Source organism: uncultured Algibacter sp. (assembly GCF_947487605.1).
GTDB lineage: Bacteria > Bacteroidota > Bacteroidia > Flavobacteriales > Flavobacteriaceae > Algibacter_D.
On record NZ_CANKXK010000010.1, the window covers coordinates 152,797 to 169,603 of the forward strand.

Consider the following 16,807-nt stretch of genomic DNA (forward strand, 5'->3'; position numbering starts at 1 on the left):
CATTATAAATTATAAATGTGCTGTAACTCTGGTGCGAGTTGCTGTTAAAATAGGATATTATTTTGGTAATATACCAAATTTTTTATACTTTCGCTATATAGTATTGCTATTATAGCAATAAAAATTAAATGATTAACTAAACTAAAATAAATGATCATGAAACAAAAATTACTAAATTTTATTTTTTTATTTTGTTTGGGCTTAAGTGTATCTTTTGCGCAAACTAATGTGGCTCTTAATGGAACGGTAACTGTTACAGATACTGATGCGGCTATGTCTTATGCCGGTACAGTGGTGGAATCGGGATATGTTAGTGGTGGAGGTTATGAATACAGAGGAGAACGAGCTGTTGATGGCGATCCTTTAGGTACAAATGATGATAGATGGCTTTGGAGATTTGATGGAGGTACTCGAGCTAACCAAAGTACTCTAGCTGTATCTTTAGAAATTGAATTTGCTGGAGGAAGTGCGTCTATTGATGCGGTTAAATTTATTGAAAACACATCTGCTAGTGCCGATTTTACTATAGAGTATTCCGATGGAGGTTCTTCTTATGCTTTAGCGCACACCGTTTCAGGTAATACAGATCTTATTTCTACACATAATTTTGCTGCAGTAACTGCAGATAAGATTAGGATTACATGGACTGCTCATAACGACGCGTCATTTATTCGAATTTTTGAAATTCAGGTATTAGAAGTTGTTTCTGGATTTGATGGTGATGAAGAAATAATTTCTTCAACAGATGGTGTTTTGGATAATGGAGGTAATACAATTTCTGATTTATCACCAGGGGAGTTGGCTTCTGAGTTGTTAGCTGGTTTAACGCTTAATCCAGGTGTTTTAGCTGAGGTTTTTCAAAGTGATGGTACATCACCAGTAGCTAGTACAGATTTTATTACCACGGGAATGATATTAAGAACAACTAGTCCATTTGATAGTGGTACAAGAGATTATGCGCTTTCTTCTAATACTCAAACTAACATTGCAGCGGGAAAAACGGTTACAGAGACCCTAATAGGTGCTGCTGCTCATGCTGGTAGTAGTGCAAACGACCCCGCAATTTTAACAGATGGCGAATTAAGATATGATGGAATAAATCCTCTTAATAGACAAGTGGTTAATATTGATGGTGTTGGTAATGAAGTGCAATATGAAATTGCATTGGGAGGAAGTTTTAATATTTCTAGATATGCATTTTATACTGCGGCTAGTAGTACAGCAGAAGATTTTTCAAGACCGTTAATTGATTTTGTTTTGGAGTACTGGGATGGGGCCGTGTATCAAGAGATTGAGAATGTAGTTGGTAATGATGATGGTTCGTACTACATGTCTTTTTCAGAGGTGACAACAAATCAAGTTAGACTTACAGTTACTACAGGTTTTGATAGATTCGTGAGGTTAACAGAAATTCAGGTATTTGAATCTGCTCCTTTAAGTGTAGGAGATAATAAATTATCTAATTTCTCTGTTTATCCTAACCCCGCTAATGGAGATTATGTAACCATTAAAAGTTTAGTGCCAATAACATCTGCAACTGTTTATAATGTTGTTGGTAAAAAAGTGAGCACATCATTAAATAACAATAAAGTTAATATTTCTAATTTACAGTCAGGAATGTATTTTATGAGAATTAATGATGCGCAAACTGTTAAAATTATAAAGAAGTAATTAATTTATAAAAAAATAAAAGTTTAAAAACCATCTCTTTTTGTTCAGAGATGGTTTTTATAACACAAAATAAGCACAAAATTAAGGAGTATATCCTTAATATTCTATTGGCATTCTTGTGCTTTGGTTAACAGATGCTTAACTTCAAAAAAAGAATGTTAAACTAATAAACAAACTAATTTAAAATTAATGAGAAACTATTCAAGAGTTTTAATTAAGACCGCTTGTTTTCTTTCTGTTTTTTTCTTGCTAAGTATTGAAAAAAGCAATGCTTATAATTTAGTGTTAGAGAAAGCAAATGTGACTGCTGACTTTCAAGACACAATAGTAGAAGGAACAGTTACGGCCTCAGATGATGGCTCTCCATTGCCAGGAGTAAACATATCTGTAAAGGGAACTAAAGGAGGAACAACAACCGATTTTGATGGCAATTTTATTATTAAAGTAAAGCCAACAGATGTTTTGGTGTTTACTTATGTAGGATTTATTAAACAAGAAGTATCTGTAGCTGGAAAGACAAGATTAAATATCGTTCTGCAAGTAGATACAGCAGAGTTAGATGCTGTAACAGTTGTTGCCTTTGGTACGCAAAAGAAAGAAAGTGTTGTAGCAGCTATAACAACGGTTAAACCATCAGAACTAAAAATACCTGCAAGTAATTTAACAGCGTCATTCTCTGGTAGAGTACCTGGTTTAATATCATTTCAAACTACAGGGGAACCAGGCGCAGATAATGCAGAGTTTTTTATTAGGGGAGTGGCTTCCTTTGGTTTTGTAACTGGGCCATTAATTCTCATAGATGGTTTGGAATCCAGTAAGGATGATTTGGCTAGAATGGATGTTGATGATATTGATAATTTTTCAATAATGAAAGATGCATCTGCAGCAGCTTTATATGGTTCTCGTGGTGCGAATGGAGTAATTTTAGTTTCTACAAAAAGAGGAAAAAAGGGTAAAGCTAAGGTGTCATTCAAATACGAAACCTCATACTCTTCGAATGTGAAGGATATTAAGTATGCAGATCCTATTAGGTATATGGAGTTGTATAATGACGCAGCACTTCCATTTGACGGATCTCCTGTTCCAGTGCAACTTTTTTCTCAAAATATAATAGATAGGTCACGCGATAATCCAAGAGCTGAAGCCGAAGCGCCTGTAACAGATTGGACACAATTGCTTTTTAAAGATTTCTCAATTAACCACAGAGCTAATTTAAATGTATCTGGTGGTGGCGAAATAGCTAAATACTTTTTGTCAACTACCTTTACTAAAGATACTGGAATATTAAAAATTGATGATAGAAGTGATTTTAATACAGGAATTAATTTAAATAAGTTTCAAATTAGGTCTAACAATGATATTAATATAACTCAGAGCTTGCAAGCAGGAATTCAAATCTATTTGGCTATAGATGATTATACTGGACCAATAAATGGTGCATCTACGTTATTTGATCAGATAAGAAGAACTAGTCCTGTGAGATACCCCGCTTTTTATCAACCTGATACTGCCAACATAGGTATTGATAGGATATTTTTTGGTAATTATGAACCAGGGGCAAGATTTATTAACCCTTATGCTGAATCTATAGTAGGGTACAAGGAATCTACTAGAACACGATTTACAACACAGATAAATTTGAAACAAAAGATAACTGAAGATTTTAAACTAAGGGTTAAGCTAGGGTATGATTTGGCTTCATTTATTAGCGTAGATAGAAAGTATGAACCTTATTATTATAATATTGGGGTTTATGATAAGTTCGAAGATACCTATACATTACAACAGTTAAATGGAGGAGAAAGAGGTGGCACTAGTCCACGTTTATCTTTAGATTTTGGCAATAGAAAAACTACTGTAACACCTGTGTTTTATGGAGAATTTGCTGCTAATTATGATAAAACATTTAATGATGAACACACCATAGGAGCTACGCTCGTTGCTACGGCTAGGGAATCAAAAAACAATACAGGAGATGATTTGCAAGCAACTTTACCTAGGCGTAATTTAGGATTGGCAGGACGATTAAATTATAGCTATGACACACGATATTTTGTGGAGCTTAATTTTGGTTATAATGGCTCTGAACGTTTTTCTAAAGAAGAACGTTTTGGTTTCTTTCCTTCATTCGGGGCGGGTTGGACAATATCTAATGAACCTTTTTGGGAGTCTATGTCAAATGTAGTTAACAAATTTAGGCTTAGAGGATCTTATGGTTTAGTAGGTAATGATAATATTGGTCAAGCATCAGAAAGATTTTTGTATTTGTCAAATATAAACTTAAATGCAGGATCAAGAAGTGCTACTTTTGGTGAAGGAATTAATACGCCACAGAGAACGCTTAATGGGGTAACCTATTCCAGATACGCAAATCCTTCTGTAACTTGGGAAACTGCTAAAAAATTCAATGCTGCTTTAGATTTAGCATTATTTAATAGTAAAATTGATTTAACTGTAGAATATTTTTCAGAAGTACGCGAGGATATTTATTTAACAAGAACAGAAATCCCAGATAGTTTTGGGTTGGTGACTAATATCTCAGCTAACTCTGGAGAAGCTAAAAATCATGGTTTTGAGTTTTCAATAAAAGGAAATCATCAATTTAATGACGATTTTTGGATGCAAGCTGTTACAAACTTTACCTATGCAACAAGTGAGCGTACAAAGTTTGATGAGCCAGATTTTTCAGCTACACCCTGGAGATCAAAAGTGGGGCTCCCTATTAATCAGACCTTCGGTTATGTTGCTGAACGTTTGTTTTTTGATGAAGCTGATGTTCGTAATTCGCCACAACAATTTGGATATGCACAAAACGTTTATGGGTTAGAGGGTGCTTATGGACCAGGAGATATTAAATATAAAGATATTAACAGGGACGGAGTAGTAGATGAAGGAGATCAAGTACCTATAGGCTATCCTACTTCGCCAGAAATTAATTATGGTTTTGGTCTTTCAGTGGGATATAAGAATTGGGATTTTAACTGTTTTTTCAATGGTATAGCACGTAAATCATTTTTCATTCAGAGAACTAAAGAGTATAAATTTGGCAATAATTTAACTCAAAAAGCACAGTTTTCTACTGCACCTTTTATTCAATGGACAGCAGATAGAATACCGACATCAGAAAATCAATTATTGGAGGTATACGCCAATGATCATTGGTCTTTAGAAAACAGAGACCCTTATGCTTTGCATCCTAGGTTTTCTCATATTAGAAATAGAAATAATGAAAAAGTTAGTTCTTGGTGGTTAAGGGATGGTTCGTATCTAAGATTACAGCAGATTGAAGTAGGATATACTATCCCTAGAGATTTTGTTAAAAAAGCTATGCCAGTATTGGCAGAAGGAAGAATTTATATTTCTGGAAGAAATTTAATAACTTTTAGCAAATTTGATTCTTGGGATGTATCTCTATCAGGAAATCCCTATAAGTACCCAGTTCAAAAAGTAATTAATATTGGTGTAAGATTAAAATTTTAAAAAATGAAACATAATAAAAAATATATAGTAAGGCTTATAATTTCGTTTGTATCGTTTTTTTATGTGTCTTGCTCTGATTATTTAGACGTTGTACCAGATGATATTGCAACAATTGATAATGCTTTTGCTGATGTTGAAGAAGCAGAAAAGTTTTTGTATGGTTGTTATAGTTGGATGCCACGATTGGGAAGCTTATCCAATAACCCAGCTTTTTATGGAGGAGATGAATCCTATAGAGAAGTGTTAAGGATACCTACTGGAGGTGTAGCCAATTTTACATTTGCTATGCAAGCCATAGCTATAGGAAGTCAAAATGCAGATAGACCTATAGCGGATTATTGGTCTGGAGCTAATGGAGGTACTAATCTTCATAGAGGCATTAGAGATTGTAATACGTTTTTAGAAAAAATTGACAATGTACCAGTGATTGATGCATTTTCAAAAAGAAGATGGGTTGCTGAGGCTAAATTTTTAAAAGCCTATTACCACTTCTATTTATTTAGAATGTATGGTCCCATAATAATATCAGATTTTAATTTGCCTATTGATTCTGATGTGTCTGAAATACAGAAATTTAGAAGTCCAGTTGACGAATGTGTAACCTATATTGCAGACTTGTTTTTAGAAGCTTCTACTGATTTACCTGCCCAAGTTTTTAACCCTGTAGAAGAGTTAGGTAGAGCTACTAAATTAGGTGCTTTAGCACTTAGAGCAAGAGTTTTAACTATGGGAGCAAGTCCGTTGTTTAATGGTAATGGGGATTACGCCAATATGATTGACAAAAATGGCGTTTCATTGTTTCCACAGACCTACGATAATGAAAAATGGCGTTTAGCAGCAGAAGCTTGTAAAGAGGCTATAGAAATTATTGAAGGAGCTGGTGTACAATTATTTAATTTTGATCCAACTAGATTAAAGTTGCCAAATAATGTAAATATAGATGAAATACCAGATGAAGTATTAAATACATTAACTATTCAGCATTCTTTATCTGAAATTTGGACAGATGAAAAATTATTTGTTTCAACAAAGGGATCTACTCAAGTATTGCAGCAACATGCTATGGCAAGAACACATACTGCTGTTTCTAGTCCTGTTGATAATCAAAGAGGGGCTTTTTCAATTTATTCTCCTACATTAAGAATAGCCGAAATGTTTTATACAAAGCGAGGGGTGCCAATTGATGAAGATAAAGATTGGGATTATGGAAACAGATATGAATTAAGAAGATACAACTCTGCTGCTGATGATGATTTTGATAATAATCTAGTTCCTGATAATAAATATTTTGTAAAAAACAACGAAACAACGATTAATCTGCATTTTGATAGGGAAACAAGGTTTTATGGAAGTTTAGGCTTTGACAGAGGAATTTGGTATACAACTACAACAGCTGGCGGTAGTGGTTTGTCCACTTTTGAGAGTCATTATTTAAAGGCAAGAAATACAGTAAGTGAATGGTCTAGTGCTATTAAGGGATCTTTGGGTAGAGGCTCCTATACAGGTTATTTTGCAAAGAAGCTTACAAACTATGAAAATACAATAAATAATAATGGTCAGCTTACTACTGTCAATTATGCATTCCCAGAAATTAGACTTGCAGATTTATACTTATTATATGCGGAGTGCTTAAATGAGATTGATGATAGAGCTACCGCTTACATTTATATTGATAAAGTTAGGGAACGTGCTAACTTAGAGGGCGTTGTGGAGTCTTGGGCAAATTATTCTAATCAGCCTAATAAACCTAATTCAAAATCTGGTTTCAGAGAGATTGTTCAACAAGAAAGATTAATAGAATTAGTGTTTGAAGGGCAACGCTTCTGGGATTTAAAGCGTTGGAAATTGGCTGAAAATAATTTGATACGCCCACTTAGAGGTTGGAATTATTTAGGAACTACAGCCGAAGAATATTATGAGTCACCAAGAGTTTTGGGTACAGCAGATTATACGTTTAAAGATAATTTATGGCCTATTGATACTGAAGAGATTTTATCGAACCCTAATACATTACAAAATGGAGGATGGTAAATTATTAAAAAATAGAAAAGTTATGAAAGCAACAATGTCTAAAACAATTAGTTTGACCCTTATAATCCTATTAGTTTTAATAGGATGTGGAGAGGAAGAGTTTGTAGGACAACCAGGAACAGATAGTAAAGCTCCAGGTGTTATTACAGATATAGTTACTGAACCTATTGGAGGAGGTGCGATTATACGTTATACTCCACCTAACGATGAAGATTTTGCTTATGTTGAAGCGGTTTATTACCCTAATGAAAATACTGAAAGAAGGGCAACTTCATCTAAATTTATTCAAGCTATAAAAGTAGATGGATTTGGGACAACAGACAATCAAAAAGCTGAGATATACGCTGTCGATACAAGTGGTAATAAATCTAATGCTGTTACTGTAGAATTTGAGCCATTAACCCCCCCTCATATAGCTATCTTTGAATCTTTAAAAGTTACCGATGATTTTTCAGGAGTGTTATTAGATTGGGATAATGAAGAAGAGGTTAGAAATATTGGTATCACTGTACTAAGACATGATGATTTTGGAGATTTTGTGCCTTATGACGTTGTTTATGATGACGCTAATATAATTGATTCAAAATACAATGTAAGAGGAATGGATACTGTGGATGTAGAACTTGGTTTTTATGTAAAAGATCGCTGGGGAAATCAGAGCGATACACTCAGAGGTGTTTTTAAACCATTATTTGAAGTTTTAATAGATCACAATAATATAACCCCTTTAGAGTTGGATACTGATATTCCAACAGAAACCAATTATAGGAATGGTAATTATAATATACAGAAAGTTGCTGATGGAAAATGGGGAGAAGAACAGCCTAAGTGGACTACTCAAAATTATCATTCAGAGATTGCTGATTTAGAATCTGAGGAAGGTCTAAATTACTTTCCAATGCATATTACTTTAGATTTGAGTGTGGAAACATTATTAAGTCGAATTATCTTTCATTCTACATTTTTTGATCAATATAAGCAAGGAGGAATTAAGCGATTTGAATTATATGGAACCAATGACCAAAGTTTGATAGATAGAGAAACTAATGGTGCTTATATATGGCCTGATGGAGATGATCCTAATATTACTGGAAATTGGAGAGAAGAAGGTATGGATGGATGGCAGTATATTGGAGAGTTTGAGACTACAAAATTATCTGGTTTACCTGGAAATGCTGTAGCTGCTGGAGATCGAGAATGGGCAAGAGAAAACCCATTTGAATTTAATATAGATCCAGGTACTTCTTATAGATATATTCGTTTTAGACCTATTGAATTGTGGGAAGATGGACTTAAGTATATGTCTATGGCTGAAATTCAGTTTTTTGGTGCTCCAAAAGATAAATAAAACTGTCATCATTTATTAATAGAAAAGAAATAGAGTCATAATAAAAATTAATTATGGTTTTTAAAATATAAGAAATGAAAAAAATAATAGTATTATTAGTAATTATGCTTTTGTACAATTGCTCTGAAATGAATGAATTGCATCAACCTTACTTGGATAGAGGAGAGCAAATATATACTGAAAAAGCACTTGGTTTAACTGCGTTTAGTGGAAAAAACAGAGTTGAATTAAAGTGGGTATTACTTTCGGATATTTCTATAAGAAAAGCTAGAATTATATGGGAGGATAAGTTCGATGTAAAGGATTCATTAGACATAGATATTACGGTAACATCAGGGATAGTTGAATTATATTCTAAAGTTATTGAAGGGCTAGAGGAAGGTTCATATTTGTTTGAAGTAAAAACAATGGATGGTTTTGGTAATCAGTCTGTTCCAGTAACAAAAATAGGTAAAGCACTTGGAGACATTTATTTAGCAACTTTAACCAATAGACAAATAGCGTCTCATGTAGTTGATGTTGATGATATTTTTGCTGTAGAGTTTGAGATGAGTACAAACTTACCCGAAGATTATATTTATAGTGAATTTAAATATACTAATAACAATGGAGAAGAAGCGACCTATACACTTCCTACAGATAATCTAGCAGGGTTTTCTCTTGATCTTTCAGACATAGATATCACAAAAAATATATTCTTTAGAAGTGTTTATTTACCTTTTGGAAATGGAATAGATTTATTTTATACAGATTATGAAGAGTATATTATTGATTAGTTAACAAGACTAATTAAATAAATAATTTTAAGATTAGGGTTAAATAGTTAGTTAATTGTTTAACCCTTTTATTGCCTCAAGTTTTAATAAAATTGACCTAACCTATCTTAATAAGAAAAGATTATGGTTAGATGATATATGCTATTTAAAAGAGAAAAAATGAAACTAAAACTATTATTCGCTGCATTCCTTTTTTTTATAACCAATATTGGTGTCAGCCAAAATTTATTAACCAATGGAGGTTTTGAAACAGGTGATAAAACAGGATGGACTAATGGCAAAAATTTTGTTGTCCAAACTGTTGATATAAATTCAGGAACTTATGCTGGAGAAATATCAGGAGATTCTTATACAAATCAGCCAGTTACTGTTACCGAAGGTAAAACATATAGGGTACACTTTTTCGGAAAGGCTGCAGTAGCTTCAGAAAATGCTTTCTTATCTGTTCAATACCAAAACGGTACGGTATGGACTTATAATAATTACGTAAATATACAATCAACAAGTTGGCAAGAATATTCATTTGTTGTTAAAATAGCTACAGGGGAGGCTAATAATTTTAGAGTAGCATTAAGACAATACTCTGGAGGTGAGCATTATTTTGATGATATTGAATTAACAGAAATAGTAGATCCTTCATCTTTAAGCTCGGAAAATAATATTATAAGCACTACAATTGGAACTTTAAATGCTACTGAAAGTAAAATTGAAGACGTGCCATTGGAAGCTATTACTGCAGCCGATTTAATTTCGGCATTAACGCTTAGTTCAAACGCTACTGTTGTTTTAATTAGTGATACAAGTTTAGCAGTAACTCCAGACACAATTATTGATGGTACAGAAACTATAAAAGTATTTGCAGAAGATGGAACTGCTCATGTTTATACGATGACCACTGATGATAGTGTTATAAAATCAATAAATAGCGATGAGGCAGAATTTGATAATGTAAGTACTACAATTTCAAAAATAACTCCAGTTTTAACGGTTACTGAGTTTATTAATGATATCACATTATTACAGGGTGCTACATTGGAAGTTTTAGATGCCGTTGCAGAAACTGTTATTTCTAATCAAGGGACTACTATTATAAGTGATAGTATGATAATTAGAGTAACTGGTGCTAGTGGAGCTATGACAGATTTTACGTTGCAGTTAAGAGCAGTAGAAACGGATAGTACCATTGCTTCAATTGCAGTAGGAACAGTAAACGAAACAACGCCAGCTATTGAAGATATACCACAAAATATAGTAGCAAATCAATTAGAAAGCCTTATAGAAGTTGCTACTTATGCTAGTTTTCAAATCACAGACAACACGGGTACGCTTTTAGCAAGTGAAGCTGTAGTTACGGCTACAGATCAAGTAAGAGTAACCGCAGAAAATGGAGATCTTAGGATTTATCAAATAGTGTTTGGAAGTGCTACGATTACTAATGTAACTTACACAGACCAAAACGTTACAGAAACACAATTGTCTTACTCTAATGTGACACTTGAAGGAACTTCAGAACTAAAAATTACCGATGCCACTAATGCTTTAGATTTAGCTAGTGTAAATATAAACTCTGAAGATTCTTGGTTAATGTTCGAAAATATTTTGCCGTCGGTGGTTAGAGACACCTATTTAAAAGATGTATTAGCTTATGGACAACCAGCTGTTTTAGATCAAAATGTTAGAATTGTACAGTATGTTAATGGTGCTGTGGTAATTCCTCATGCACCAGATTATGGAGCTGTTGAGATTTTTGATGGTCCTAACCTTACAGGAAATTCAATGGTGTTAACTCCATACACTTACAATAAAATAGCACAATTAGGAGTCTTTAATGATGCTGTTGCTTCCTTTAAGGTAAAAAGAGGTTACTATGTAACCATGGCTCAAAATGAAAATGGTAGTGGTTTTAGTAAAGTATTTTTAGCGCATGATGCAGATTTGACTGTAAATACAATGCCAAATGGATTAGCTGGAGAAGTATCATTTGCCAGAGTAATACCATGGCGTTGGCCAAACAAAAAAGGACATCCAAATAACGATTCACCAAAATTTAATGGGGGATGGAAGTATAATTGGAACGCTAATGGAATTTCTACTTTAGATGTAGAATATGTACCAATAAAGCATAAAATATCTTGGCCAAGTTTAACCTTATTTAAGGATAAGAAAGATTCGCCAAATATGTTGGGACATAATGAGCCAAATGCGCCAGAACAGGCAAATGCTACTATAGAACAAGTGTTAGCACAATGGCCTAAATTAATGGAATCTGGTTTGCGTTTAGGGTCGCCAGCACCAACAGATGGAGGTTTAAACAGTTGGTTATATCCTTTTATAGATAGGTGCGACGAATTAAATTACCGTGTAGATTTTGTGGCTATACATTATTACAGAGGATGTAATACTACTAATGGTCAAGGCATTTACAATTTTGCAAAAGCGGTACATGATAGAACAGGAAGACCGGTTTGGATTACTGAATTTAGTAATGGAGCGCCTTGGTCAAGTTGTACACCTGCAGATGAAACAGAACATGCTGCGGGATTGAAAGAGATGATAAAAAGGTTAGAAGAAGCACCTTTTGTAGAACGCTATTGTATATTCCCTTATTTCTGGCCATTTAATAAAACACTTGATAGCGACAAACAATTAACGGAAAATGGTATTGTATATAGAGATCAGGTGTCTAATATGGCTTATAATCCTGCAGAAGCTTACGATACGACATTTGAGCCCTTAACTCCTCCCAATAATCTAACAGCAACATTCGATTCAAATGCAGAAGAAGTAGATTTAACTTGGGAAATTACTTCAGATGTTGAAGGTGGTTTTAAAGTTGAACGCTCCATAGATGGTGGTACTTTTGAAGAAATTGATAGGGTAGAAGGCGCAGGAATAACCACTTATACAGATACCGATATTTTGTTTTCTGGTGAATATAGATATAGAGTACGAAGTATTATTCCAGCCGTTGCGAATTCTGGCTATTCCCTTATGGCTACAACAACAGTTGATTTAAGTTTGGTAAATATTGCAAAAGATAAAGCTGTTACTATTCATAGTAATGCTACAGGGGGCTACGACCACCATACTGTATATGTTCCAGCAGGAGCGACTGATGAAGATTATACAACTGAGGGTCGGTGGGTATTCAGGTTTGATACTAACGGTGGTTTCCCTATAACCTTAGAAATAGATTTAGTAGACAATTACAAGATTAGCTCTTATAAAATGGTCGAGGATAATAAGGCTACAAAATCGTATAAAATACAATATTTAGATGCTACCGATAATTGGGTAGATACTACAGTCAACGTAACAAATAATAGTAATTTGGTAACCTCTGGTGTTTTTTCTGGTGAACCTGTTACTAATAAGATACGTGTTGTATTTAACTCAAGTCAAGATACTCAGTATATAAGATTATTCGAAATAGAACTATATGGAGAACAATCGTCGCTTAGTACAGATTTTAACACCTTAGAAAAGGTAGCTTTATATCCTAATCCTGTAAAAGATAATTTAATTTATGTTAAAGGTATTCCAGAGATAACTTCTGCTACACTATATAACATATATGGCGCTAAACAAGAAGCTCGTATTGTTGGTAATAAATTAGAGGTGGGGCATTTGTCCACTGGGTTGTATGTAGTCATTATAAATAATGAACGTGTGGGTAAATTTATTAAACAGTAATAGCATTAAATATGATGGTGAATATCTTAAAGTATATACATAAAGGTCTAGTAATTTGTTCGTTATTATTGTTAGTGTTTGGAGTTTTTCTATTCAATTCTGAAGATAACAATATTGATGATGGGTTGTTAATGTCTGAAAATGAAGAAGAATTTGTTATAGAAAAAGCTAAGGAACGACCGAAGTTAAAATTAACCAAAGAAGAGTTAGCTGTTGCAGAAGGAAGAAAACAAAGATATAAAAGCAATCATTTATTTAGTAAAACTAGTTTAAGTAGTAAGATTGTAAATAGTAGTTCCACTTATGCCAACGGTAGCGTAACAGGTAATTGGAGTAACGTACAGTTTTCAGCACCAAATAGATTTAGTACAAGTTATAGAACGAATGAATCGGCTTACGATAGGGAAAAAGACATCTTTTATGTGTTTACGCATGCTAAACATTTGTTTAAAATAGAAAAAGACGAGACCACATATACAAATACTAAGTGGACAGCGATGAATATAAAGCAATCTTTTTCAGGATTTTTTTATAACATTAATCCAACCCCAACCACATCTAGATTGTTATGGTCTTCAGAGAAAAAAATAAAATATTCTGATGATGAGGGGCAAACTTGGAATATTCCATCAGGGTTAAGTTTAAACGCAACCTCTCATGAAGTTGCTGTTTCAGAAGTAAATGGGGTTAATACCATTGTAGTTGTAGGTAAGGTTAGTGGAGGTGCTTGGAAAGCCTTTTATTCTACCGATAATGGTTTAAGTTATAATACATCTAGTTTTTCGTTAAATAATACAAGCAAACTAGGTATTCTAAAACCTCATAATTCTGAAGATTTGTATTTAATTACAAGAGATTGGTCTGCAGATAATATAAAAACACATAAGTGGAACACGACCACAAATACGTTTGATGAACGCTTTTCTAATGATATGGAGACCGATCCTTTTAAGCGAGTTTTTGGTACAGTGTACAATGGCAATGTGCACCTTTATGCCGCGGGAGATTATCAAGATGTAAATACCATTTATTATTCGCCAGATGAAGGTGAAACTTGGGTTACTAATACCCCAACAATGACTTTATCAGGAGATGTTGTTGCTAGAGAAGTACATCCAACAAAGCCGAATGTAATTTTTAGAGGTTATTTGGATCATTATTATTCTACAGATAGCGGAGCAAATTTTAACAACACTTTTGCGCATAAGTTAGGTTGGGATATGAAACAAATGAAAGTCTATAAACATAAAGATGGACGCTATTTTATGTTTACCTCCAACGATTTTGGATGTCATATTTCATATAGTCCTGATAATAAAGATTCTTATATATCCATTAACCATACATCGCCAACACAAATGGCGTATGATTCAGATAATAGTCAGCATTATAATACTTTTTTTACGGCAACTCAAGACCGCGGAACTAGGCAAATGCGCGAAACAGATGGCATAACAGGAACAGGAGAAATTAAAAGTACAGATGGATTAAGAGTGTCTTTGGCTGGTAATGAACGTGGCGTATGGACATGGATGTATTACGGAACTATTTTTCATAGAGATAATTTTGGTTATAAAGTATCATCAAATGTTTCAAATAGTTTCTCATCATCAACTTGGTGGGCGGCACCTATGATTCCTTCACCAAATCAAAAAGAAGATGCAGTTTATATTCCAAGTGGCTCTAAGCTTTCAAAACTAACGTATAACTCATATGCTGCAAGTATTATTAAAACCCAACATTATTTTGATTTTAGTACCTTAACTACGCAATCCTTAACAGGCTTTGGTTATTCATCACTCAATACCAATAAATGGTTTGTATCAGTTAAAAATGGTGATTTCTATTATTCAGAAGATGGTGGAGCAACATTTTCAAAAGCCTCATTTAGTACAACAAAACCTAGAGCTAATGATTTGTCTAATAATTATCAAAAAAATCAACATGTTATAAAAGGATCAAAACTAGATGAAAATAAAGTGTTTTATGCTGGGGTAGGTAATATATTTATGATTTCTGAAGATGGAGGAAAAACATTTACTAATCATAACACAGGATTAAGTATATATAGAATGCGATCCTTTGATGAATCTCCTGATGGAAAATATATTTTTGCAGCATGCGGTACTGGTGGACCTTGGGTTTTTGATGTTGATGCGGATAGATGGTACGAAATGAATGATGAAAATGTACCCGAATTAGATTATACAAATGTAGAATATATTACTAGAACAAATACGGTTAGGTTTGCAACTTATGGATTTGGAGTGCTAAACTTTAAATTAGATGTTGTACCCAATATCATGCCTCCAACTAAATTGGCTATTACAGCTGAATCCTCTTCTGGAGTAGATTTACAATGGGAAGATAATGTTTCTAATGAAACAGGTTTTGATATAGAACGTTCTGAGGATGGTGTTAATTTCATGGTTATAGGTTCGGTTGGTTCAGATGTAGTTTCATATACAGATACCTCTATTTCTGGGCTAGATGAAATATTTTATAGAGTAAAAGCAAAAGGAACTGGAGATATTGTTTCTGAATATTCAAACTATGTGGTGTCTTCTGATGGCGCTGGAAGAACCCTGCCAGATAGATCAGGTTGGGAATTATTAAGTACAGATAGTAATAGACCAGATCATCCCGGAACGCATACTTTCGATGGCGATATTAACACCTATTGGTTTACAGATTGGGGTGATAACACATCCACCCATCCACACGAAATTATCATAGACATGCATGAAACTATTGATATAAAAGCTTTAGGGTTCTATAATAGGCAAGATCATCCTAATGGAAGAGTAGCGAGTTATGAGTTTTATGCTTCAACAGATTTAAACGATTGGGGTACTCCTGTTTCTCAAGGGACTTGGACTAGCACTCTAGATGAGATTATAGAGTCATTTCCAGCTAAAACAGCGCGTTACCTTAAGTTTGTGGCACTTTCTAATACAGGAGAAGGTACAAATAGTAAATTAACATCTTGTGCAGAATTGAGTGTATATACTGAAGTTCCAGATGTTACACCACCATCACCACCTAGAGCTCCAGAAATTATTCAAAGTGGATTATTAAATACTTCTACTGGAGAAATACTTTGGATAGACGCTTCTAATGATGAAAATGGGTTTTATGTTGAAAAACTTGTGTCTGGAACGTATCAAAGAGTCGCAACATTATCTGCTGATACAGAAAGTATTGAACTTCCAGGTTTGGAAACAGCTAGTATTCATACGTATAGAATTGCAGCTTTTAATGATATTGGAGTTTCTGAGTATTCAGACCTAGCTAAGATATATACCGCAGGTTACAGTTTAAGTACAGATGATAATACCTTAAATCAAACCAAAGTTAGTTTATATCCAAACCCAGTAAAAGGCAGTGTTATAAATATTAAGGGTGTAAATGAGCTTACTTCTGTAAAAGTATTTAATCTGCTTGGGCAAGAATTCCCTGTTGCTATAAATAATCATAATTCTGTAAATGTTGAAAGCTTAGAAAAAGGAAGTTATTTTTTAATTATTAATAACCAGTTTAGTCTTAAGCTTATCAAGTTATAGGGTTTGGTTTTTTGTTTGAACAAAATAAATTCTATACCTTTTTTTTGTATATAGTATGGTTTACCAGCTAATTTTATTCTTCTTAAAAACTTCTTAAAATAATAGTATTTGAGACAGTTTCCTGTTATTTGAAATTTAGTATAATATTCAAATATTATAGCTATGTTTTAGGCACTTTCAGAAGTGATTCAGATACTTGATATTCAGTAAAATAAGTTGTATTTTAGATAAAACAAAACCCCGAA

General features: G+C 33.6%; 7 protein-coding genes. All 7 read left to right on the plus strand.

Annotated elements, in window-relative coordinates:
• Positions 1-156: 156 nt before the first annotated feature.
• The 7 genes from Q0739_RS12170 to Q0739_RS12200 all read left to right on the plus strand — a co-directional run bounded on the left by Q0739_RS12170 (position 157) and on the right by Q0739_RS12200 (position 16,562).
• The gene (locus tag Q0739_RS12170) at positions 157-1,671 is read left to right on the plus strand and encodes a T9SS type A sorting domain-containing protein (RefSeq protein WP_298239014.1); all 1,515 of its coding nucleotides are present in this window, start codon (positions 157-159) and stop codon (positions 1,669-1,671) included.
• A gap of 189 nt (positions 1,672-1,860) precedes the next feature.
• Positions 1,861-5,151, plus strand: a complete 3,291-nt coding sequence (locus tag Q0739_RS12175) for a TonB-dependent receptor (RefSeq protein ID WP_298239015.1) — start codon at positions 1,861-1,863, stop codon at positions 5,149-5,151.
• Between the two features lie 3 nt (positions 5,152-5,154).
• Entirely contained in the window at positions 5,155-7,182 is a 2,028-nt protein-coding gene (locus tag Q0739_RS12180; protein ID WP_298239016.1) for a RagB/SusD family nutrient uptake outer membrane protein, read from the plus strand.
• 22 nt (positions 7,183-7,204) lie between these two features.
• On the plus strand, positions 7,205-8,530 hold the full coding sequence (locus Q0739_RS12185; RefSeq protein WP_298239017.1) for a DUF4959 domain-containing protein: 1,326 nt from the start codon (positions 7,205-7,207) through the stop codon (positions 8,528-8,530).
• Positions 8,531-8,604: 74 nt separating this feature from the next.
• The gene (locus tag Q0739_RS12190) at positions 8,605-9,306 is read left to right on the plus strand and encodes a DUF4998 domain-containing protein (protein WP_298239018.1); all 702 of its coding nucleotides are present in this window, start codon (positions 8,605-8,607) and stop codon (positions 9,304-9,306) included.
• Between the two features lie 159 nt (positions 9,307-9,465).
• Positions 9,466-12,999 carry a glycosyl hydrolase gene (locus Q0739_RS12195; RefSeq protein ID WP_298239019.1) on the plus strand — a complete coding sequence of 1,178 codons (3,534 nt, stop codon included), beginning with the start codon at positions 9,466-9,468 and terminating at the stop codon, positions 12,997-12,999.
• Positions 13,000-13,010: 11 nt separating this feature from the next.
• Positions 13,011-16,562 (plus strand): discoidin domain-containing protein, encoded by a 3,552-nt coding sequence (locus Q0739_RS12200; protein ID WP_298239020.1) that lies wholly within the window; start codon positions 13,011-13,013, stop codon positions 16,560-16,562.
• The last annotated feature ends 245 nt before the right edge of the window (positions 16,563-16,807 follow it).

What these genes read in the sequence shown, in the direction of transcription:
- Q0739_RS12185 (WP_298239017.1), top strand. Translation starts at nt 7,205, where the DNA reads ATGAAAGCAACAATGTCTAAAACAATTAGTTTGACCCTTATAATCCTA.
- Q0739_RS12170 (WP_298239014.1), top strand. Translation starts at nt 157, where the DNA reads ATGAAACAAAAATTACTAAATTTTATTTTTTTATTTTGTTTGGGCTTA.
- Q0739_RS12190 (WP_298239018.1), top strand. Translation starts at nt 8,605, where the DNA reads ATGAAAAAAATAATAGTATTATTAGTAATTATGCTTTTGTACAATTGC.
- Q0739_RS12195 (WP_298239019.1), top strand. Translation starts at nt 9,466, where the DNA reads ATGAAACTAAAACTATTATTCGCTGCATTCCTTTTTTTTATAACCAAT.
- Q0739_RS12180 (WP_298239016.1), top strand. Translation starts at nt 5,155, where the DNA reads ATGAAACATAATAAAAAATATATAGTAAGGCTTATAATTTCGTTTGTA.
- Q0739_RS12200 (WP_298239020.1), top strand. Translation starts at nt 13,011, where the DNA reads ATGATGGTGAATATCTTAAAGTATATACATAAAGGTCTAGTAATTTGT.
- Q0739_RS12175 (WP_298239015.1), top strand. Translation starts at nt 1,861, where the DNA reads ATGAGAAACTATTCAAGAGTTTTAATTAAGACCGCTTGTTTTCTTTCT.